This window comes from Phenylobacterium sp. CCH9-H3, assembly GCF_001557235.1.
Taxonomy (GTDB): Bacteria; Pseudomonadota; Alphaproteobacteria; order Caulobacterales; family Caulobacteraceae; genus Phenylobacterium.
Map to the genome: position 1 here is coordinate 62,360 of NZ_LSJI01000180.1, position 21,916 is coordinate 84,275.

At 70.5% G+C, this 21,916-nt stretch carries 18 protein-coding genes and 1 pseudogene; 14 read left to right on the plus strand and 5 right to left on the minus strand.

Annotated elements, in window-relative coordinates; all coding sequences use genetic code 11:
* Positions 1-53: 53 nt before the first annotated feature.
* From AX721_RS16220 to AX721_RS16250, 7 genes and pseudogenes are all read left to right on the plus strand, one after another.
* Positions 54-272, plus strand: a complete 219-nt coding sequence (locus tag AX721_RS16220; protein ID WP_068877037.1) for a hypothetical protein — start codon at positions 54-56, stop codon at positions 270-272.
* A 181-nt stretch (positions 273-453) separates the two neighbouring features.
* Positions 454-1,341 (plus strand): UDP-3-O-acyl-N-acetylglucosamine deacetylase, encoded by an 888-nt coding sequence (gene lpxC, locus AX721_RS16225; protein WP_068877038.1) that lies wholly within the window; start codon positions 454-456, stop codon positions 1,339-1,341.
* 50 nt (positions 1,342-1,391) lie between these two features.
* Positions 1,392-2,003 carry an MSMEG_1061 family FMN-dependent PPOX-type flavoprotein gene (locus AX721_RS16230; RefSeq protein ID WP_068877039.1) on the plus strand — a complete coding sequence of 204 codons (612 nt, stop codon included), beginning with the start codon at positions 1,392-1,394 and terminating at the stop codon, positions 2,001-2,003.
* A 120-nt stretch (positions 2,004-2,123) separates the two neighbouring features.
* Positions 2,124-2,960: pseudogene (locus AX721_RS16235) on the plus strand (outer membrane protein assembly factor BamD); the annotation flags it as partial.
* A gap of 208 nt (positions 2,961-3,168) precedes the next feature.
* Complete coding sequence (recN, locus tag AX721_RS16240; protein WP_068877040.1) at positions 3,169-4,866, plus strand: DNA repair protein RecN; 1,698 nt, start codon at positions 3,169-3,171, stop codon at positions 4,864-4,866.
* A gap of 50 nt (positions 4,867-4,916) precedes the next feature.
* Entirely contained in the window at positions 4,917-7,253 is a 2,337-nt protein-coding gene (gene ligA, locus AX721_RS16245) for an NAD-dependent DNA ligase LigA (protein WP_068877041.1), read from the plus strand.
* Between the two features lie 43 nt (positions 7,254-7,296).
* Positions 7,297-7,806 (plus strand): hypothetical protein, encoded by a 510-nt coding sequence (locus AX721_RS16250; RefSeq protein WP_068877042.1) that lies wholly within the window; start codon positions 7,297-7,299, stop codon positions 7,804-7,806.
* Here AX721_RS16250 and AX721_RS16255 read toward each other — a convergent pair.
* The 3 genes from AX721_RS16255 to AX721_RS16265 form a co-directional block, all read right to left on the minus strand.
* On the minus strand, positions 7,803-8,282 hold the full coding sequence (locus tag AX721_RS16255) for a nuclear transport factor 2 family protein (protein ID WP_068877043.1): 480 nt from the start codon (positions 8,280-8,282) through the stop codon (positions 7,803-7,805). The genes AX721_RS16250 and AX721_RS16255 overlap by 4 nt on opposite strands.
* Before the next feature lie 80 nt (positions 8,283-8,362).
* On the minus strand, positions 8,363-9,193 hold the full coding sequence (locus tag AX721_RS16260; RefSeq protein WP_068877044.1) for a class I SAM-dependent methyltransferase: 831 nt from the start codon (positions 9,191-9,193) through the stop codon (positions 8,363-8,365).
* On the minus strand, positions 9,193-11,007 hold the full coding sequence (locus tag AX721_RS16265; RefSeq protein WP_068877045.1) for an aminopeptidase P family protein: 1,815 nt from the start codon (positions 11,005-11,007) through the stop codon (positions 9,193-9,195). Before AX721_RS16265 ends, AX721_RS16260 begins: the two co-directional genes overlap by 1 nt.
* Before the next feature lie 106 nt (positions 11,008-11,113).
* Between AX721_RS16265 and AX721_RS16270 the strand changes: the two genes are divergently transcribed.
* On the plus strand, positions 11,114-11,458 hold the full coding sequence (locus AX721_RS16270; RefSeq protein WP_068877046.1) for a GIY-YIG nuclease family protein: 345 nt from the start codon (positions 11,114-11,116) through the stop codon (positions 11,456-11,458).
* Here AX721_RS16270 and AX721_RS16275 read toward each other — a convergent pair.
* Both AX721_RS16275 and AX721_RS16280 read right to left on the minus strand, forming a co-directional pair.
* The gene (locus tag AX721_RS16275) at positions 11,455-11,847 is read right to left on the minus strand and encodes a hypothetical protein (protein ID WP_156467203.1); all 393 of its coding nucleotides are present in this window, start codon (positions 11,845-11,847) and stop codon (positions 11,455-11,457) included. The genes AX721_RS16270 and AX721_RS16275 overlap by 4 nt on opposite strands.
* A gap of 73 nt (positions 11,848-11,920) precedes the next feature.
* Positions 11,921-12,787 carry a 50S ribosomal protein L11 methyltransferase gene (locus AX721_RS16280; protein ID WP_068877048.1) on the minus strand — a complete coding sequence of 289 codons (867 nt, stop codon included), beginning with the start codon at positions 12,785-12,787 and terminating at the stop codon, positions 11,921-11,923.
* A 154-nt stretch (positions 12,788-12,941) separates the two neighbouring features.
* Between AX721_RS16280 and AX721_RS16285 the strand changes: the two genes are divergently transcribed.
* From AX721_RS16285 to ntrB, 6 genes are all read left to right on the plus strand, one after another.
* Entirely contained in the window at positions 12,942-16,172 is a 3,231-nt protein-coding gene (locus AX721_RS16285; protein WP_369796629.1) for a carboxyl transferase domain-containing protein, read from the plus strand.
* A 148-nt stretch (positions 16,173-16,320) separates the two neighbouring features.
* Entirely contained in the window at positions 16,321-16,899 is a 579-nt protein-coding gene (locus AX721_RS16290) for an ANTAR domain-containing response regulator (protein ID WP_068877050.1), read from the plus strand.
* Positions 16,896-18,005, plus strand: a complete 1,110-nt coding sequence (locus AX721_RS16295) for a CmpA/NrtA family ABC transporter substrate-binding protein (protein WP_082765512.1) — start codon at positions 16,896-16,898, stop codon at positions 18,003-18,005. Before AX721_RS16290 ends, AX721_RS16295 begins: the two co-directional genes overlap by 4 nt.
* 287 nt (positions 18,006-18,292) lie before the next feature.
* The gene (locus AX721_RS16300; protein ID WP_068877051.1) at positions 18,293-19,708 is read left to right on the plus strand and encodes an alginate export family protein; all 1,416 of its coding nucleotides are present in this window, start codon (positions 18,293-18,295) and stop codon (positions 19,706-19,708) included.
* 14 nt (positions 19,709-19,722) lie between these two features.
* Positions 19,723-20,997, plus strand: a complete 1,275-nt coding sequence (locus AX721_RS16305) for a CmpA/NrtA family ABC transporter substrate-binding protein (RefSeq protein WP_068877052.1) — start codon at positions 19,723-19,725, stop codon at positions 20,995-20,997.
* Positions 20,998-21,043: 46 nt separating this feature from the next.
* Entirely contained in the window at positions 21,044-21,904 is an 861-nt protein-coding gene (ntrB, locus tag AX721_RS16310; RefSeq protein WP_068877140.1) for a nitrate ABC transporter permease, read from the plus strand.
* Positions 21,905-21,916 lie beyond the last annotated feature (12 nt).

Sequence of the window (21,916 nt, forward strand, 5' to 3'; positions counted from 1 at the left end):
ATGAACGGCGGGACTTGGTAGAACCTCCCGGGGGCAACTCCGGGAGGTTTCCCATGAGCGCCAACCGCATCATCTGGGTTTCGCCGCTGGCCGACGGCTGGGCCGTCCTGTGCGCCGGGATCGAGCCGCTGGTCTTCCGTTCGGGCGGCCGGGCCGAGGCCCAGGCCAAGCGCCTGGCGGCTTGCCTGGCCAAGCTGGGCCGGGCGGTGCAGGTGCGGATTCTCGACCGTGCGCGCAACCTGGTCGGGACCCAGCTTTACCCTGCGGTGTGATTCACCTCTGTGCCGGAAAATCGAGCAAAAACAGTGCTGGGTTGACCGCGTCCGTTAACCAATCCTGAAGCGAAACATTGCGAAACACGAAGTGCTTTGCTGCGTTGCATCAAGCAGCTTAGCCAGCACGTTGGGGGCAAAGGTCGGTCGTCGCACCGCGTTCGTTGCAGGAAGGTCCACCTTGGCCGCGTTCCAACACACCGTCAGGTCTCCGGCGCTGTTCGCCGGGGTTGGCGTGCACACCGGCGCCTACACCCGCGTCTCGGTGCGGCCGGCGTCGTCGAACGCCGGCATCGTCTTCGTGCGGACCGATGTAAGGGACCGCGACAACGTCGTACCCGTGAGCGGCGAGGCGGTGTGCAAGACCCAACTCGGCACCGTGATCGGCAATGAAGCCGGCGTGACGGTCTCGACCATCGAACATCTCATGGCCGCCTTCGCGATGCTGGGCGTGGACAACGCCGTGGTCGAGGTCGACGGGCCCGAGATGCCGATCATGGACGGCTCGGCGCTGCCGTTCGTTCGCATCCTGGACCGCGCCGGCCTGCGTCCGCAGGACGCCGCGCGTGGCTACATCGAGATCCTGGACACCGTCGAGGTGGTTGACGGTGACAAGCGCGCCACCCTGAAGCCGGCCGACGGTTTCGAGGTGGCTTTCGAAATCAGCTTTCCCAGCGCCGCCATCGGCCGCCAGTCGATCGACATGGCCATGGACGGCCAGGCCTTCCGCGACGAGCTGGCCGACTGCCGCACCTTCGGCTTCCTGCGCGAGGTCGAGGCTCTGCGCGCCATGGGCCTGGCCCGGGGCGGGTCGATGGAGAACTGCGTCGTGCTCGACGGGGACCGGGTGCTGAACCCTGAAGGCCTGCGCCGTCCCGACGAATTTGTCCGCCACAAGGCGCTCGACGCCATCGGCGACCTCTACGTCCTGGGGGGCCCGTTGCTGGGCCGGTTCGAGGGCGTGCTGGCCGGCCACGGCTTGAACAACGCGGTTGTGCGCGCCCTGCTGGCCCGCCCGGACGCCTGGCGCGTCCGCACCCTGGTCGAGGATCTGCGCGAGGCCGTCTAGCTTGCGAACCGTTCGCAACTGAGGTCTAGTGCCGGCAGGGAGGCCTGCCGATGGCAAACGACGCAACGGCTCAGCTGGACGAACTCTACAAGCCGCCGCATCCGCTCACGGTCGCCAAGTGCCTGGACCACGTGGATCCGCACGGCCGCCGCTTTATCGCCCTCTCGCCGTTCGCGGCCCTGGCGAGCGTCGGCCCGACCGGGAGCGTGGACGTCTCCCCGCGTGGCGGCGGCCCGGGCTTCATCCGGGTTTCGGAGGACGGCCGGCATCTGCTGATGCCCGACCGACCCGGCAACAACCGCCTCGATTCGCTGCGCAACATCGCCGAAGGCACGGGGGAGGTCGGCCTGATGTTCATGATCCCCGGGATCGACGACATCTATCGCGTCAACGGCACGGCGAGGCTGCTGGTCGACGACGCGCTCGCCGCGGAGTTCGTGGAGTTCGGCAAGGTTCCGAGGACGTTGCTGCGGATCGACGTCCGCGAGGCCTATCTGCATTGCCCCAAGGCCCTGATGCGGGCGGATCTGTGGGGCGACAGCCACCGGGTGGACCGGGCCAGCCTGCCGACACTCTCCGAGATGGTCATGGACCAGCTCGGCATGGCCAAGCCCCAGGTGACCCAGGCCCAAGAGGTCGAGGGGCTGAAACAAACCCTCTGAGCAGGCGCCGCGCCGCCGTTTGCTCGCCACAAGTCGTAGTGTAGAAGCGACTCTCCGCGTGGGGGCGCGCGCGCTGGTCTTGAGGTGAAGGTGTCTGCCGTTCGAAATTCCACCCGTGCCGTGCTCGTGGTGACCGCTTGCGCTCTCGCCCTTTCTGCCTGCGCCAGCAACAAGAAGAGCAAGCCGCGCCTGGCCTATGAGGAGCGCCCGGTCGAGCTGCTGTACGCCACCGGCGCCGACCGGCTGGACCGGCGGCAGTGGAACCAGGCGGTCAACTATTTCCAGGAGGTGGAGCGTCAGCACCCCTATTCGGAATGGTCGCGCCGCGCGATCCTGATGCAGGCCTACGCCCACTACCAGGGCAATGACTACGCGGAAGCCATCGGCGACGCCGACCGCTTCATCCAGCTGTATCCGGGCAACCCGACGGCGGCCTACGCGCACTACATCAAGGCCATCTGCTACTTTGAGCAGATCGTGGACGTGAACCGTGACCAGGCCGCCACGGGCCAGGCCCTCAGCGCCCTGCGCGACGTGGTGCAGCGTTACCCGCGCACGGAATACGCCGCCGACGCCCGGCTGAAGATCGACATGGTCAACGACCAGCTGGCCGGCAAGGAAATGACCATCGGCCGCTGGTACCTGCGCCAGGGCGACACCCTGGCCGCCACCAATCGCTTCAAGACGGTGGTCGACCGCTACCAGACCACGAGCCACACGCCCGAGGCGCTGTACCGGCTGGTCGAGAGCTACCTGACGCTGGGCCTGATGGAAGAGGCCAAGCGCAACGGCGCGGTGCTCGGCTACAACTATCCGGGCGACCCCTGGTACAGCGACGCTTACCGGCTGCTGACCTCCAAGGGCCTGAAGCCGGCGGTCGAGCCCAAGGCGGGTGGCGGCCGAGGCATCTTCCGGATGCCGTTCCGGCGCGACAAGGACAAGACGATCCAGCCGCCCGAGGCGACCGACCCGAACGCGGCCGTACAGGCCAGCAAGGGCGCGGACCAGCGCAAGATCTTCTCCCTGCCCCTGGGCAAGAAGGACGAGAAGCTGCCGCCGGTCGAGGCCACGCCCGAGCCGAACTAGGGCGGCGACCGATGGCGGGGCGGAACAAAAGCCGTCCAGGCCCTTCTTTCCCGGCTGATTCCATACGATCTTCCCAGCGATGCTGATCGGCTTGCAGATCCGCGACGTGGTGCTGATCGAGGCCCTGGACCTGTCCATCGGCCCGGGCCTCACCGCGCTCACCGGCGAGACCGGCGCGGGGAAATCCATCATTCTCGACGCCCTGGGCCTGGCCACGGGCGCCCGCGGCGACGCCGGCCTCGTACGGCGCGGGGCGGCCCAGGCCGTGGCCACCGCCGCCTTCGCGCCATCGCCCGACCATCCGGTCTGGGACCTGCTGGAAGAAAAGGGCCTGGCCTACGCCCGGGACGAGGACCTCGTCCTGCGTCGAACGCTTAGCGCCGACGGCCGCAGCCGGGCCTTCGTCAATGACCAGGCCACCGGGGTGGGCGTGCTCAAGGAACTGGGTGAAGCCCTGCTGGAAGTGCATGGCCAGCACGAGACCGTGGGCCTGTTGGACGCCCGTACGCACCGGCCGCTGCTGGACGCCTATGGCACGCTGGAGGGGCAGGGGCGCATCGTCGCGGACGCCTGGAGCGCGTGGCGGGCCGCCCGCGACCGCGTTTCCGCCCTGCGGGAGGATGTGGCCCGGTCGGCCGCCGAGACCGAGGAACTCACCTTCCGACTGTCCGAACTGGACCGCCTGGACCCGCGGGAGGGCGAGGAGACCGAACTTGCCGAGGCGCGCGCCGTGCTGGGTGCGGCCGAGAAAGCCTTGGCGGACATCGGCTCGGCCCGCGACACATTCGACGGGCTGGGCGGCAAGGTTGCGAGCGCCATCCGGGCTCTGGAACGGGCGCGCGAGCGGGCGCTGACCGCGGGCGCCGCGGCGGAGGGGCCCGCCGTCTCCAGGTTGGCCGAGGCAGCCGAAGCGCTGGACCGGGTTCTGGTGGAGGCCGCGGAGGCGGAAGCCGCCATCGATGCCGCCGCCGCGGCGTTCGATTTCGAGCCCGACCGGCTGGAGAAGACCGAGGAGCGGCTGTTCGACCTGCGGGGCCTGGCGCGGAAGCTGAACGTGCCGGTGGAGGAGCTGTCGGCGCTTCGGGTGAAGTTCGCCGAACGGCTCCGCGCGGTCGAGAGCTCGGAGGAGAGCCTGAAGGCGGCCGAGGCGGCGCAGGCGGCGGCGCGCAGCGCCTATCTTACCGCGGCCGAGACCCTCACCGAGGCGCGGCGGGCGGCCGGCGAGCGGCTGGCCGAGGCCGTGATGGCCGAGCTCGCGCCCTTGAAGCTGGAGAAGGCCCGGTTCCGCGTGGCGGTCGAGCCGCTGACTGAGGATCGCGCCGGCCCCGCCGGGATGGATCGGGTGGCGTTCGAGATCTCGACGAACCCCGGCGCGCCGTTCGGCGACCTGGGCGCTATCGCCTCGGGCGGCGAACTGGCCCGCTTCGCCTTGGCGCTGAAGGCCGCATTGGCGGGCCGCGCGGCAGGCGCCCAGCCGCTGATGATCTTCGACGAGGTGGACCAGGGGGTTGGCGGCGCCGTGGCCGACGCCGTCGGGCTGCGCCTGAAACGCCTGGCGTCTGCGGCGCAGGTCCTCGTCGTCACGCACAGTCCGCAAGTGGCCGCCCGCGCCGAGGCGCATTGGCGGATCGCGAAAGCGGGGGACGCGGAGCGTATCCGCACCGCCGTCGAAGTGCTGTCCCCCGCCGACCGCGAGGAGGAGATCGCCCGCATGCTGGCGGGCGCGCAGATCACAGACGCGGCCCGCGCGGCCGCCCGGGCGCTGATGGACGCCTGACGCCGAGCGGCCCCTTCCGCCTGCGCGGCCGGGCGGGTTACAGCTTGCCGATGGATTCCCAGATCCCCGTCGACGCCCTGACCGAAGCCCAAGCTGTCGAGGAGCTGACCCGGCTCGCCGACGAGATCTCGGCCCACGACATCCGCTATCACCAGCAGGACGATCCGACGATCTCGGACGCCGAGTATGACGCGCTGAAGCAGCGCAACCTGGCGATCGAAGCGCGTTTCCCACATCTGGTGCGGGAGAACTCGCCCTCGATGAAGGTGGGGGCCGCTCGGTCCGAGAAGTTCAAGGCCATCGAGCACGGCGTGCCGATGCTGAGCCTCGACAACGCCTTCGCCGACGACGAGGCGGTGGACTTCGACGGCCGCATCCGCCGGTTCCTCCGCCTGCCGGCCGATGAAGTGGTCGGCTACACGGCCGAGCCGAAGATCGACGGGCTGTCGTGCTCCATCCTCTATCGGAGGGGCGAGTTGGTTCGGGCCGCGACCCGGGGCGATGGTCGGGTCGGCGAGGACGTCACCGCCAATGTCCGCACCATCGCCGAGATCCCCCACCGGTTGTCGGGGGCCGGTTGGCCCGACGAGATCGAGGTGCGCGGCGAGGTCTATCTGGGCCACCAGGAGTTCGCCGACCTCAACGCCGCCGCCGCGGCCGCCGGGCAGAAGACCTACGCCAACCCGCGCAACGCCGCTGCGGGCTCGCTGCGCCAGATCGATGCGAGCGTCACCGCCGCCCGGCCGCTGCGCTTCTTCGCCTACGCCTGGGGCGCGCACACCGAACCGTTCGCCCACACGCAGTGGGAGGCGCTGCAGAAGCTCAAGGCCTGGGGCTTCCAGACCACGCCCGAAAGCTGCCGGGTCGAGAACGCCGACGGCCTGCTCGAGGCCTATGCGGCCATGGAGAAGGTACGGCCGCGGCTGGGCTACGACATCGACGGCGTCGTCTACAAGGTCGACCGGCTGGACTGGCAGCAGCGCCTGGGCTTCATCACCCGCACCCCGCGCTGGGCGATCGCTCGGAAGTTCCCCGCCCAGCAGGCGCGCACGATCCTGGAGGCCATCGACATCCAGGTAGGCCGCACGGGCGCGATCACACCGGTGGCGCGGCTGCATCCCGTGACGGTGGGCGGCGTGGTGGTGGTCAACGCCACCCTGCACAATGCCGACGAGATCGAGCGCAAGGACGTGCGGGTCGGCGACACCGTGATCCTGCAGCGGGCCGGCGACGTGATTCCCCAGATCGTCTCGGTGGTGCTGGAGGAGCGGCCGCCCGGGGCTGAGCCCTTCGCCTTCCCTACCCGGTGCCCGTGCCCCCTGCATACGGAGATCGTGCGGGAGACCACGGCGTCGGGCGCGGAGACGGTGGTGCGCCGCTGTTCGGGCGAGTTCGCATGCCCGTTCCAGAAGCTGGCTCACCTCCGTCACTTCGTGTCGCGGCGCGCCTTCGACATCGAGGGCCTGGGCGAGAAGCAGCTGACCCTGTTCTCGGAGCGGGGCTGGCTGGACTCTCCGGCCGACATCTTCCGCCTGCACGAAAAGCGGGCCGAGCTGCTGGAGACCGAGCGGTTCGGCGAAACCAGCGTGGGCAACCTGCTTGAGAGCATCGAGAGCCGCCGCAACATCGCCCTCGACCGCTTCATCTATGGCCTGGGCATCCGCCACGTGGGCGAGACCACCTCCCTGGCGCTCGCGCGGCATTTCGAGACGGTGGAGCGGTTCGTCGAGACCTCGAAGGCGGCGGCCGATCAGATGGCCGGGCCGATGTACGCCGAGCTGTCGGACCTGGACGGCCTAGGGCCGACGGCAGTGTCCGCGGTGCTCGATTTCGCGCGCGCCGGCCAGGCGCTGCTGATTCCGCCGGAGATCTCGCTGGACGCCCACCTGCGGGTGGCGATCCCCAAGCTGAACTCCAAGGCTCGGGCGGCGCTGGTCGCACGCTTCGGCGATTGGGCCAGCTTCGAGGCCGCCGCGCGGCAGGCCGCGTCGGAAACGCCGGGCGACGCCTTCCTCGAAGTGGCTTCGGTCGACGCCGTGGGCGTCGTGGCGGCGCGGATGGTCGCCGAGTTCTTCGGCGAGGACCACAACCGCGCCATGGTCGACAGCCTGCTCGCTCAGCTCACCGTCATTCCGGCCGAACGGCCGAAGACCGACACCGCGGTGGCCGGCAAGACCATCGTCTTCACCGGCGCCCTGGAGAAGATGACCCGCGACGAAGCCAAGGCCCAGGCCGAGGGCCTCGGGGCCAAGGTCTCGGGTTCCGTGTCGAAGAAGACGGATATCGTGGTCGCCGGACCCGGCGCGGGCTCGAAGCTGAAGCAGGCGACCGAGCTGAGAATCCAGGTGATGACCGAGGACGAGTGGCTGGCGATGGTGGCGGGGTGATGCGGGGCGGATTGGTCCGGCCAGGCCTTGCGAGGAGTTACCAATGATCCTGTTGGCGTTCTGGCTCGCGGCATCGGCCGCGGTGCCTGCCGACCCGGTGGCGCCCGCCTTCCAGGGCAAGGTCCAGTGCTATCAGCCTAACGCTGCGCGGAAGACCTGCGCGTCGATCGGCGCTTACGAGCGGGATGCCGACGGGACGATTCAGAACACGGCCACAGTGCTGCTCCGTCCGGAGCCCCGGATCCTGATGCGCAGCCGTGCGCCGGTAGTCGTGAAGGACGGCGCGATCTGCGGCGTCATCACCGAGCGGGACCTTGAAGCCGCAGCGTTCTCCATCGATGGCGAGGTCGCCGACGCGGCGAATGCCGAGGCGCTGAGGCGGGCCGTCCGGCCGGGTTATGCGCCGCTGCTGAACCGGGAGATATGCACGGCCTATGTCCCATCCGGTGAGGAGATGACCGGCCAGGTGACCATCGACGGCAAACGCCAACCGGCGTTGGACCAGCGCGTTCGCTGGGTCTCGCCCGCAGAGGGCTTCACGGTCGCGCCCTAGCCCACCGCCTTCTGGGTCTTGAGCTCGGGGCAGGCGTCCGGCTCGGCGGTCCAGATCAGGCTCGCGACCTTCCACTGGCCGTCCACCTTAGCGAGTTCGAACACATCGATGCCGCAGTGGGTGGATTTGCCCTCGAGCTTGAACTCGTAAGGCGCCGTGACCGTCGCCATCATGCCGCCACGGATCGCCACGCGCGGCGCCCACATCGCTTCGTGCAGGCCGGGCCGCAGGTTCTTCACGAACTCCTCGACGGTCATCCGCGACACCTTCGTGCCCCCGCCGGGCGCCGGGCGGATGGCCGTGAAGACGCTGGCGGGCAAGGTGATGGCGGTCACGGCCGCGCCATCGTTGGCGGCCATGGCGTCGAAGAACCGCTGCGCTGTGTTGATGGCGGCGTTCTCGTCAGGGGTGGATGCGGCCATGGCGGGGCCGGCGAGCGCTAGCAGGGCGAGGGCAGTCGGAATCAGCGGCGTCATGGTCTCTCCTCCGCGCAGGAGAAGACACGGGTTCCAAGCTTCACGCTAGCGCAGCGGCGCCGTGCCGCCGGGCTTGGCCCTCACGCCCGCGAGACCGCCGTGACGATCCAGGTGGCCGACCCCAGTTTCACCCCGTCAGGGCCGTCGTGCGGCGCCAGGGCGGCGCGGACCGCGGCGATCACGACATCCCGCTTCTCCGGATTCTCGCGCAGCAGCGCGCCGAGGGGGCCGACCCGCAGCGCCAGGGCAAGCGTCGTGTCCAGGTCGCCCGGGCCGATGGCCTCGTCGTGCGGGGCGACGGCGACGTCCGTGAAGCCCGTCGTCGCCAGGATGGCGCGGACGCGCTCCGGGTCCGCGAAGGCGAAGGGGCCGGGCGCGCCGGGTTCCGGCGGCGCTGGCGGGGCCTCCACCTGGGCCAGGGCCGCCTGCATCGGCAGGCTCATGATCGGGTTCTCGGCCGGCGTGCGCCAGCAGACGAAGGCGAGCCGACCACCGGGTTTCAACGACCGGCGGATGTTGGCGAAGGCGGCGGCAGGGTCGGCGAAGAACATGACGCCGAAGCGCGAGAAGACCGCATCGAAGCTGCCCGGCGGGAACGGGTGCGTCTGGGCGTCGGCCTCCAGGAAGGTAACGTCCGCTCGGCCTTCGGACCGCCGCCTGGCGATCTCCAGCAGCGGGCGCGAAATGTCGACGCCGACGGCTTCCGCGCCCGTCTGGGCCAGGGACAGGGTGGTCTCGCCGGCGCCGCAGCCGATGTCGAGGACCCGCCGGCCGGGGCCGAGGTCGAGCTCGGCCATGGCGCGCCGGCCCAGCGGCGCCAGTTGTCGGTCCAGCGGCGCCTGCAGCTCGGCCCAGGTGGGACCGGCCGACTCGTTCCAGTAGGCGACCTGCTGCGCGTTGGCCTCGTCCATCAGATCGGCGCCGTCACGTCGGCGAGCCAGCTTCGCACCTCCGGCTCGAGCTGTGGCCCGATCACCTCGCGCACCCGGGCGTGATAGGCGTCGAGCTGGGCGCGCTCGTCCGCCGTCAGCAGCTCGCGGTCGATCAGGCGCCGGTCGATGGGCGCCAGGGTCAGGGTCTCGAAGCCCAGCATCGGCCGCTCGCCGCCCGGGATCGGTTCGGCCGGCGTCACCACCTGCAGGTTCTCGATCCGGATGCCGTAGCCGCCCTCCTTATAGTAGCCGGGCTCGTTCGAGAGGATCATACCGGGCTTCAGGGCGACGGCGTTGGGGGCCTTGGAGATCCGCTGCGGCCCTTCATGGACGCCCAGGTAGCTGCCCACACCGTGGCCCGTGCCGTGGTCATAGTCCAGGCCGTGCATCCAGAGGGCGTGGCGCGCCAGGACATCCAGCGCCGAGCCGGTAGTGCCGGCAGGGAACCGGATCGCGGCCAGGGCCAGGTGCCCCTTGAGCACCAGGGTGAAGCGCTGGCGCATCTCGGCGCTGGGCTCGCCGATGGCGACCGTGCGCGTCACGTCGGTGGTTCCGTCCAGGTACTGGGCGCCGGAGTCGACCAGGAACAGCGAACCCTGCTCGGCGCGCTTGTTGAGCCGCTGGGTGGGCCGGTAATGCACGATGGCTCCGTTGGCCGCCGCCCCGGCGATGGTGTCGAACGACAGGTCCTTGAGCTGGCCCGTGGCCTCGCGGAAGGCCTCCAGCTTGCTGACGGCCTCGACCTCATCGGGCGGATTGACCTGCCCCTCGGTGGCCAACCAGTGCAGGAAGCGGGTGAGCGCGGCGCCGTCGCGGGCGTGGGCGTTGCGCGAGCCCTGGATCTCCACCGCGTTCTTCTGGGCGCGGGGCAGGGCGCAGGGGTCCTCGGCCCGGATCACGGTCGCGCCCGCCTTCGCCAGGGTGTCGAAGTACCAGGCGGAGGACTGGGCGGGGTCGACCACCACGCTCTTGCCCTTCAGCTCGGCGAGCGCGGTCGGCAGATCGTCCGGCGTCTCGAGCTGGACCTGATTGCCGAGCCACGCCGGCAGATCCTCGGTCACCTTGGCAGGATCGAGGAAGAGGCGGGCGGTGCCGTCCTTGTTGAGGATCGCCTGGCCCAGGGGCAGGGGCGAGCGGATGACGTCGCCGCCGCGGACGTTGAACAGCCAGGCGATGGAGCTGGGGGCGGTCAGGACCGCGGCGTCGCCGCCCTTGGCCTGTACGGCCTGGCCGACGCGGGCGCGCTTGGCGCTGGAGTCCTCCCCGGAGAATTCGGCCGGGTGCGGCAGCACCGGCGCGACGGGCTGCGGCGGCCGGGCCTGGCCCCAGGCCTGGTCCAGGGGGTTGTCGTTGACGGCGATCAACTCGGCGCCGGTCTTCGCGGCCGCAGCCTTGAGGTGGCCCAGCGCATCGGGGCTGTGCAGGCGCGGATCGTAGCCGATCTTCTGCCCTCGCCCTGTGGCCGCCTCAATGTAGGCCGGCACCCCGCCTTCCACCAGGTCGCGGATCTCGAACAGTCCGGCGTCCACCTGGTCCCGCACCTGCAGGGTGTAGCGGCCATCCACGAAGACGGCGGCCTTGTCCTTCAGGATCACCGCGGCGCCGGCGGAACCGGTGAAGCCGGTGGCCCAGGCGAGGCGATCGTTGGCGGCCGGCAGGTACTCGTTTTGATGCTCGTCCTCGTGCGGCACGAGGAAGCCGTCGAGCCCCTGAGCGGCCATGGCCTGGCGGATCAGCGGCACGTGCCGGGGTCCGAAGGAGGGATCGGTGCTTTCGTCGAAGGTCTGGCGCATGGATGGCATGTAAGCGGTTCGGATGCCGCGGGCAAAGGGACGCGCGTCGCCGCTATTTAATCCGGGTAAAATTGACGGACTGCCGCCGTTGCGCTATGGGTCCGGCATGGACAAGCAGAGCCGCCGCGAGGCCATTCGCGACTATAAGGAGCGGAAGATGCGGGCCGGCGTCTATGCCGTGCGCTGCGCCGCCACCGGCGACGTCTGGATCGCGGGCGCCTCGAACGTGGAGGGCCAGCAGGCCCGGCACTGGTTCGGCCTGCGTATGGGCAGCCACATGAACAAGGCGATGCAGGCCGCGTGGACCGCCCACGGCGAGGCGGCCATGGCCTTCGAGATCGTGGAAGGCATCGAGGCTGAGGACCTCACGCCTCTCGGCCTCGCGGACCTGATCAAGGCGCGCGAGCGCCACTGGCTGGCGACGCTCGGCGCGAAGAAGGCGGTGGGTTAGTTCACCGGCTCGATGGTGGCGGCGTCCTGGGCGGCCTGGGACGCGTCGTCGATCGCCTGGTCGGTCCGGGCGGCGGCGGCGCTGGCGGCGCTTTCGGTCGCGGAGGCGGCGTTCTCCGCCGCCTGCTGGGCCGACTGGGCGGCGGTCGTGGCGGCCTGCTGCGCGTTCTGGGTCGCAGCGGCCAGGCTGGCCTCAGCGGCCCCCTGATCCCTGGCGGCCTCGAGCTGGTCCGGCGTCGCGCCCGGGTTGTTCATGAAGAAGAAGACGGCCACCAAGGCGACGATGGCCACAAGGGCCGCCACCCACCATCCCGCGCCGCCGCTGCGTTCGCGGATCACGACACGCTCGGGCTCGCTGGTCACCGTGGTGCGTTCGTATTGTTCGGACATGTTCGCGTCCTTCCTCTCAAGGCCCGGCTTGGACCGGCGGAAGAACGCCACGGCAGAGGTCGGGTTCCGGCTGTCAGGCCCGACGCAGCACCAGTGTGGCCCAGGCGTCGCGGTGCAGGCGGCGCATGAGGCGGAAGCCCTTCGACATGTAGGCGGCCAGGACCCGCCGCTCCTGGGTGCGCAATAGCCCCGAGAGGATCGCGACGCCGCCCGGCTTCAGGGCCAGCTTGATGTCCTGCGACAGCGCCACCAGCGGCGGCGCCAGGATGTTGGCGAACACGAGGTCGTAGGGGCCATCGTTGCGCACCAGCGGGTCGTTCAGTCCGGAGGCGTGGACGAAGCGCGCGTTCGCCCCGTTCAGTTCGGCGTTCTCGTTGGCGATCCGGACGGAGGGGCCGTCGATGTCGGTGCCGACCGCGATGGGGGACCCGGTCCGGGCCGCCGCGATGGCCAGGACGCCGGTGCCGCAGCCCACGTCCAGCACCCGTTCGAAACGACGCGCCTTCAGCAGATCGTGGAAGGCCTGGAGGCAGCCGACGGTGGTGCCGTGGTGGCCGGTTCCGAACGCCGCGCCCGCCTCGATGCGGAGGTTCACGGTGCTGGCGGGCGCCAGGCCCTTGTCGTGGGCGCCGTAGACGAAGAAGCGGCCCGCGCGCACGGGCGGCAGGCCCGACAGCGCCATGGCCAGCCAATCGGCGTCGGCCAGCTTCTCGGTGACGACGCGCAGGGTGGGATACTTGGCCAGCACCTCGCCGATGGCGGCTTGTTCTTCCGGCGCGTTCGGGAAGGCGTCGATCCGCCAGATGTCCTTGTCCTCGTCCTCTTCCAGGATCGAGAAGGTCAGGGCTTCGGTTGCAGGCTCGGCCTCGAGGGCCGCGGCGGCGGCCTCGGCGTCGGCGCGGGGGCCGCGGGCGATGATCTGGACGGCCTCTGCGCTCATGGGGCGGAGCCTCTAGCGGCAAGGCGGGCGAAAGGCGAGGGGGATCAGGCCGCCGGCGACAATTGCAGGGTTCCGGCGCGGCGCGCGGGGCGCCTATGATGCGGGCGATGCTGTCACGCCCCCAATCCGAACAGGTGCGCGCCTGAAGCGCCTGCTGATCGCCAACCGGGGCGAGATCGCCATCCGGATCGCCCGCGCCGCCGCCGATCTCGGGATCGAGACGGTCGCCGTCCATTCGCAGGATGACGCCACATCCCTGCACGTGCGCCTGACGGACATGGCCGTCCCGCTGGAGGGCGTGGGTCCGCGGGCCTATCTGGACATTGCCGGCGTGGTCGCCGCGGCCGTCGCCGCCGGCTGCGACGCGGTGCATCCCGGGTACGGATTTCTGTCCGAGAGCGCGGCCTTCGCCCGGGCCTGCGAGGCGGCCGGGCTGGTCTTCGTGGGTGCGGGGCCCGATGCGCTCGACCTGTTCGGCGACAAGGCCCGGGCGCGCGCCTTCGCGGCCGAGCACGGCGTGCCGCTGGCGGCCGGCACCGAAGCCTCCGCCAGCCTGGACGAGGTGCGCGCCCTCCAGGCCAGGGTCGGCGCCATCATGATCAAGGCCATGGCGGGCGGCGGCGGGCGGGGCATGCGGACCGTCGCGGTCGGCGAGGACCCGGCCGCGGCCTATGAGGCCTGCGCCCGCGAAGCCGAGGGCGCGTTCGGCGACGGGCGCCTCTACGCCGAGGCCGTGATCCCACGGGCGCGGCACGTCGAGGTGCAGGTGGCCGGCGACGGCGCCCGGGCCGTGGCGATCCACGACCGCGAGTGCTCCATCCAGCGCCGGCGCCAGAAGCTGATCGAGGTGGCGCCGGCCATCGGCCTGGCGGATGACGTCCGAGCCATGCTGCAGGACGCGTCAGTCCGAATGGCGACGGCGGCCGGACTGCGCGGGCTGGCCACCTTCGAATACCTGCTGGATGCGGGCGACGGGCGGACCGCCGCCTTCATCGAGACCAACCCGCGGCTGCAGGTCGAACACACCGTCACCGAGGCGGTGACCGGCCTCGACCTCGTTCAGCTTCAGTTGCGCCTGGCGGACGGGGCCAGCCTTGCGGACTGCGGCGTGGATCAGGGGCCGCCGCCGGTGAACGGCGCGGCGATCCAGCTCCGCGTCAACCTGGAGCGGCTGAGCGCCGACGGCCGGGTGACCAGCGGCGCAGGCGATGTCCTGGCGCGCTACGAGCCGCCCAGCGGCCCCGGGGTGCGCGTCGACGGCTATGGCTATGGCGGCTACCGCACCAACCCGACCTTCGATTCCCTGATCGCCAAGGTCATCGTCCAGGCGCCGAACCTCTCCGCCGCCGCCGCCCGCGCCGGCCGCGCGGCGGCCGAGTTCCGGATCGAGGGCGCGCCCACGACGCTCCCGCTCCTGCGCGCGGTGCTCGAGCGTCCGGAGTTCCTGGAGGGCCGCGCCGACACCGGATTCCTGGAGACCAACCTGCCCGAACTGCTGGCGCGGGCCGAGGCCCTGTCGCCGGCGCCCATGGTCGAGGCGATCGAAACCGCCCGCCGTACGCAGGCGACGCCGCCGCCCGGTACGCACCCCGCCGCCGCGCCGCTGCGCGGGACCGTGGTCAGCCTGGAGATCGCGGCTGGCGAGGCGATCGCCGCCGGCCAGCCGGTGGCTGTGCTGGAAGCGATGAAGATGCAGCACGTGGTGACCGCGCCTGTGGCCGGCATGGTCCACGCCCTGGCCGCCGCGGTCGGAGAGACGCTGGACGAGGGCGCGCCCCTGGCCTTCATCCAGCCTGGAGAGGACGCCTCTCACGCCCAAGCCGCGGAGGAGATCGACCTGGACCGGGTCCGCCCCGACCTGGCCGAGGTGATCGCGCGCAACGCCCTGACCCTGGACGAGAACCGGCCCGACGCCGTGGCCCGCCGCCGGCGGACCGGCCAGAGGACGGCGCGGGAGAACCTCGACGACCTGTTCGATCCCGGCACCTTCAAGGAGTTCGGCGCCCTCGCCATCGCCGCCCAGAAGCGGCGGCGCTCCATCGAGGACCTGCAAGTCAATACGCCGGCCGACGGCATCGTCACCGGTGTGGGCGAGGTGGGCGGCGCCCGCTGCGTGGCCCTGGCCTACGACTTCACCGTGCTTGCGGGAACGCAGGGCCACTTCAGCCACAAGAAGACCGACCGGATCCTGGAATTCGCCGAGCACTGGAAGCTGCCGGTGGTCTGGTACACCGAAGGCGGCGGCGGTCGCCCCGGCGACGTGGATGTGGGCGGCCTGTCGGCCTCGTCCCTGGACACCACCAGCTTCACGACCTTCGCACGGCTGTCGGGCAATGCGCCGCGGATCGCGATCAACTCCGGCCGCTGCTTCGCGGGCAACGCGGTGTTCTTCGGCTGCGCCGACATCACCATCGCCACGGAGTATTCCAACATCGGGCTGGGCGGGCCGGCGATGATCGAGGGCGGCGGCCTGGGCGTCTTCACCCCGGACGAGATCGGCCCCTCGGCCGTGCAGTACGCCAACGGTGCGCTGGATCTTCTGGTGGCGGACGAGGCGGCTGCGACCGCTGCGGCGCGCCAGTTGCTGGGAATCTTCCAGGGCGATGTTGCCGACTGGACCTGCGTCGACCAGCGCACGCTTCGCCACCTCATTCCCGAGAACCGGGTGCGGGCCTACGACGTCCGCCGCGTCATCGAGACCCTGGCCGATACCGGATCGTGGATCGAGCTGCGCGGCGGCTATGGCCGCGGCATGATCACGGGCTTCCTGAGGATCGAGGGGCGGCCGCTGGGCCTCATCGCCAACGATCCGCGACACCTGGGCGGGGCGATCGATTCCGAGGGCGCGGAGAAGGGGGGGCGGTTCCTGCAGCTCTGCGACGCCTTCGGCGTGCCGGTGCTGTCGCTGTGCGACACGCCGGGGTTCATGGTCGGCCCCGACAGCGAGGCGACGGGCGCCATCCGCCGGGGCTCGCGCCTGTTCGTGGTCGCCGCGGGCATGAGCGTGCCGCTGTTCGCCGTGGTGCTGCGCAAGGGCTACGGCCTGGGCGCCCAGGCTATGACCGGCGGCGACTTTTCGGCCTCGGCCTTCACCATCGCCTGGCCCACCGCGGAGTTCGGGCCCATGGGCCTGGAGGGCGCGGTGCGCCTGGGCTATCGCAAGGAACTGGACGCCGAGCCCGACCCGGCGGCGCGCGAGGCGCTGTTCCAGAAGCTGGTCGGCCGCATGTACCAGACCGGCAAGGCGATCTCGGTGGCGCAAGTGAACGAGATCGACGCCGTGATCGACCCGGCGGAAACCCGGGACTGGATCGTGCGGGGCGTGAAGTCCTGTCCACCCCGGTCCCCCGGCCCGAAGGCGCGCTCTTTCATCGATGTCTGGTGATCCGATCGGCATGAGACCCTTCGTCGCGGCCCATTCTGCCCAAGAAGGCGGCGCCGCCTGATCAGGCCCTAGGCGTCGCTGCCCGCGGTGGCGGTTGCGGTGGGGATCGATGGCGACGCTGGCGGCGCCCGCTGCCTAGTCGGCGGGCATGCGCGTCCTTGTCGTCGATCCCGACCCGGCCCGCGCCGCCCTGGTGGCGGAAGGCCTTGCCGGCGTCGAGCCGTTGGAGGTGCGCCATGCCTCGATCTTCAACGAGGTCGAGGCGGCGATGTTCGGGCCGGACGTGATCGTCGTGGCCTCCGACAGCCCTGACCGTGACACCATCGAGAGCCTGCGCGAGGCGACGGCCGCGAACCCGCGCCCGGTGGTGATGTTCGTCGACCGCTCCGAACCCGGGCTGGCCGAGCAGGCGGTGCTGGCCGGCGTTTCCGCCTATGTGGTCGACGGCCTGTCGGCCGCGCGCGTGCGCTCGGTGCTGGAGGTGGCCATGAGCCGCTTCCAGCTGATGAACGGCCTGCGCCAGGACCTCGAAAAGGCCAAGGCCGACCTCGCCTCGCGCAAGACGGTGGAGCGCGCCAAGGCCCTCCTGATGAAGGAGCGGGGCCTGGAGGAGGAGGCCGCCTATCGCGTGCTGCGCAAGCTTTCCATGGACACCGGCCGTCCCATCGGCGCGGTCGCGGCGGACCTCGTGGCCTTCGCCGGGGTGCTGAAGGGGAATGGGTCATGAGCGGCGAACGGCCTCTGCGCCTGGGTTTCATTGCCCTGAACGACGCCGCCGTGCTGATCGCGGCCAAGGAGAAGGGCTTCTTCGCGGACGAAGGCCTGGACGTCGAACTGAGCCGCCAGGTTTCGTGGGCCACGGTGCGCGACAAGATGAGCGTCGGCGCGCTGGACGGCGCCCACATGCTCGCGCCCACGGCCCTGGCGATCAGCCTGGGCGCGGCCGGCGCCGAGGCGACGCCGCTGGCGGCCCCGCTGGCCCTGAACATCAACGGCCCGGCGATAACCGTCGCCTCGCGGCTGATGACGGTGATCGGCGAAGGCCCGGCGGCGGACGGGCTCGCGCGCCTTGTGGCGCGGCGGCGCGAGGAGGGGGCCAGCCCGATCACCCTGGCGGTGGTCTTCCCGTTCTCGGTGCACAACTACCTCCTGCGGGACTGGCTGGCGCGGGCGGGGATCGACCCCGACCGGGACGTCCGGCTCACCATCGCGCCGCCGTCGCGGATGACCGAGCTGCTCGTGGGCGGCGTGGTGGAGGGCTTCTGCGTCACGGAACCCTGGGACACCGCCGCCGTGGTCGCGGGGGCCGGCCAGGTGGTGGTGCGTGGCTCGCAATTGTGGCCGCGCACGCCGGACAAGGTGTTCACGGTCACCGAGGCCTGGGCGCACGCCCGGCCTGACGAATTGCAGGCCCTGGTGCGCGCGATGCTGCGCGGCGGCGCGTGGGCGGACGAGCCGGCCAACCGCGGCGAGTTGGCGGCGATGCTGGCTCAGCCGCACTACGTGGGCGCCGAATCCCAGGTGATCGAGACGTCGCTGGCGGACATGATCTTCCATGCGGGCGGCGCCAGCGCGCCGCAGCCTATCCACGCCGCCTGGTTCGTGAGCCAGATGGTGCGATGGTCGCACATCGAAGCCACCGTCGACGTCGAGGCCGTCGCGCGGCGGGTCTACCGTCCTGATCTCCATGCGGTCGCCACGGCGGCGCTGGGCCTGCCTGAAACGCCGCCGCTGGACGTGCTGGAAGGTTTCGGAAGCGAGGCGCCATTCCGCCTCGCGACGGCTCAGGCCTACGCGATCGAGGCCCGGAGCCGACGTGTCTCGGCGGGCTGAACAGGCCTGACCGCTCAGAACTTGTGCGTTGCAGCAACTTTCGGCGCCCAGCGCCTGAACAGATCGCCCCGATAGCAGCGCTTTTCGAACGAGCTTGTCCCATCCCGTGTTGCAGCGCAGCGGGCGCCGTGCGGACCTAGTCGCGACATCGCGGGGCAACGACGTTCCGCGACGGCCACTGACAGGCCGACCGGCGCAGCGATCGCGCCGTCTTGCAACGGACACCGGCGTCCGCCTGGGGCTCACCGCCCCGGCGGGCGCTTTTTTTTGGCCTCGGGGGATGAGCCATGACGAAATTGAGAAGGGGCCTGGCGGCCGGCGCGGCCGGCGCGGCGTTGGCCTGGAGCGCCGGCGCCGCGGCCCAGGCGCCTGGCGAGGAGCCGCAGCTGACGGCGCCCGCCGAGGACGGCCTGACCGAGACGGCGGGCGAGCCGGCCGCTCCGGAAGCCCCGGCTGTCGAGCCGCCGGCTGCGCCGCCCGCAGCTGGAACCATCAGCGACGCCATCGCCGGCGGGAAACTGTTGTTCGAAGTGCGCGGCCGCTACGAGTTCGTCGATCAGAAGAAGAACGCCGTCCTGACCCGCAAGGGCGAGGCGGCGACGGTGCGGACCCGACTGGGCTGGGAAACCGGCGACTGGAACGGCCTTCGCGGCCTGGTCGAGTTCGAGGACGTCCGCCAGGTGGGGCCCGAGCACTTCCAGGTGCAGGTTCCCGGCGCGACGATTCCGCCGCTGAACGGCGCGGCGAAGGCCAGGTTTCCGATCATCAACGATCCTGACGTCACCGAGCTCAACAGGCTTCAGATTGCCTGGACGCCCAACGCGGCGGCGCAGGCGACGCTGGGGCGACAGCGGATCCTGATCGACGACCAGCGCTTCATCGGCAACGTCGGCTGGCGGCAGGACGAGCAGACCTTCGACGCGGTCCGGCTGGACCTGACGCACGGGCGGTTCAAGCTGTTCTACGCCTACGTCAGCCACGTGAACCGCATTCTGGGCGAGGCGCGCGACTGGGACAGCGACAGCCATCTCGCCCAGCTCACCTGGTCGCCGGCCGAACAGCTCCGGCTGCAGGGCTTCGCCTATGCGCTCGACTTCGGGAACTCGGCGCCCAATTCGTCGATCACCAAGGGAATCAAGGCGTCGGGCAAGACCTGGGTCGGGCTCTATCAGTTCGCCTACAACGCCACCTACGCCCACCAGAGCGACTACAACGGCAACACGCCCGACTACGGCCTCGACTACTGGGGCGCCGACCTCGCCGGAACCTTCGACATCTACACGGCCAAGGTCTCGTACGAGTCGCTCGAGGGGAACGGGACCCGGGGGTTCACCACGCCGCTCGCCACGGTCCACGCCTTCCAGGGGTGGTCGGACGCCTTCGTCCAGCCGCTGGGCGGGAACAAGGGCTTCGTCGACGGCCTGCGCGACCTGAACTTCACCGTGAACGTGAAGCCGCGTTGGAAGTGGACCTACCTGTTCAACGTGGACCTGCTGGTCCGCTACCACGACTTCGACAGCGAGCGGACGGGCGCCGACCTGGGCCGCGAGTGGAACGCCCAGGTCCAGGCGACCATCAATCCCAAGCTCACGGCGGCGATCAAATACGCCGACTTCGAACGCAAGGCGCGCGTCCCGGCCGGCACGGCCGCGCCGCCGCCCTCCCGGACCAAGGTCTGGTTCACCCTCGAATACAAGCTCTGACGGAAGGCATGCCCATGACCGCCAAGACCTCCGCCCCGAGCCGCCGCCAGGCGCTCGTCGGCGCAGCCGCCACCCTGGCCGCCGCCAAGACCCTGTTGCCGACCGGCGCCTTCGCCGCCGGCCCCGGCCCGGAAGTTTCCAAGGCCCGGCTGGGCTTCATCGCCCTGACCGACGCCTCGCCGCTGATCATCGCCAAGGAGCGTGGCCTGTTCGCCAAGTACGGCATGCCCGACGTGGAGGTTCTGAAGCAGGCCTCGTGGGGCGGCACGCGCGACAACCTGGTCCTGGGTTCGGGCGGCGGCGGCATCGACGGCGCCCACATCCTGACGCCCATGCCCTATCAGTTCACCGCCGGCGTCAACACCAGCAAGGCCGTGCCGATGAACATTCTGGCGCGGCTGAACACCAATGGTCAGGGGATCAGCGTCGGCAGCGACCTGAAGGCGGTGAAGGTGGGGCTGAACAGCGCCGGCGCGAAGGCCAAGTTCGCCCAGCTCAAGGCCGCCGGCAACATCGCCAAGGTGGCCATGACGTTCCGGGGCGGCACCCACGACCTGTGGCTGCGCTACTGGCTGGCGGCCGGGGGCATCAACCCGGATACCGACGTCTCCACCATCGTGATCCCGCCGCCGCAGATGGTCGCCAATATGAAGGCGGGCACCCAGGACGCCTTCTGCGTCGGCGAGCCCTGGAATGGCCAGCTGGTGAACCAGAAGGTCGGCTACACCGCCTGCGTCACGTCCGAGATCTGGATGAACCATCCGGAGAAGGCCCTGGGGGTCCGCGCGGACTGGGTCGCGAAATATCCACGCGCCGCCCTGGCTCTGACCATGGCGGTCATGGAGGCCCAGATGTGGTGCGACAAGCAGGCGAACCGCCCGGCCATGTGCTCGGTGGTCTCGGGCCGCCAGTACATCAACGTGCCGATGGGCGACATCCTGCCGAGGTTGCAGGGAACCATCGACTACGGCGACGGCCGGGCGGTGAAGGCCTCCCCCCACGTCATGAAGTTCTGGGCGGACAACGCCTCGTTCCCCTTCAAGTCGCACGACCTGTGGTTCGTCACCGAGAACGTTCGCTGGGGCGTGCTGCCACAGGCCACGAACAAGATGGCGCTGGTGAACAAGGTCAACCGCGCCGACATCTGGCGCGCGGCCGCCAAGGCCCTCGGCGTCGCGGCGCCGGCCTCGGACAGCCGTGGCGTCGAGAAGTTCTTCGACGGCAAGGTGTTCGATCCCGCCAACCCGGCGGCCTACCTCGCCAGCCAACCCATCAAGAAGCTTGTCTAGGAGGCCGCCCATGAGCCTGCCCGCCTGGTCCGAAGACGTCGCTCCCATGCCCGTCAGCCAACCACCGCCGCCGGCCGAGATCGTGGCCCTGGCCCCGAAGCGCCGGGCGCTGGGGGAGAAGCTGGCGGGGGGAGCCAACGCGGTCGCCGCCGCGACGCTGCCGCCACTGGTGACGGTCGGAGTGCTGCTGGCCCTCTGGCAACTGCTGGCGGGCTCGGGCGGACTGCCGGCCCCGGCCACCATCTGGCTGGAGTCCCGCGAACTGATCCTGCACCCGTTCTACGACCGGGGCGGGGTGGATAAAGGGCTGTTCTGGCACGCCCTCACAAGCCTGCAGCGGGTCGCCATCGGCTTCAGCTTCGCGGCGGTCGTGGGCGTGGCGCTGGGGGTCCTGGTCGGCTCCAGCCGGCTGGCGCATCGCGGCCTGGATCCGATCTTCCAGGTGCTGCGAACGGTGCCGCCGCTGGCCTGGCTGCCGATCTCGCTGGCCGCCCTGCACGAGGCCAATCCCTCGGCCCTGTTCGTGATCTTCATCACCGCCATCTGGCCGATCGTGATCAACACGGCGGTGGGCGTACGCAACATCCCGCAAGATTACGTCAACGTGGGCCGGGTGCTGCGCCTGTCGCCGCCGGAGTACTTCGTCACCATCCTGCTGCCCGCCGCCACGCCCTACATCTTCACCGGCCTGCGCATCGGGGTGGGCATGAGCTGGCTGGCCATCGTCGCGTCCGAGATGCTGCTTGGCGGCGTGGGCGTCGGCTTCTTCATCTGGGACCAGTACAATGCGTCCCGGATTTCCGACATCGTCGTGGCCCTGGTGTGGGTCGGCCTGGTGGGCTTCGCGCTCGACCGGCTGGTCGCCCTGCTGGGCCGCATCGTCTCGCGCGGCGCGGCCGCGGACTAGGGAGCCCTGACC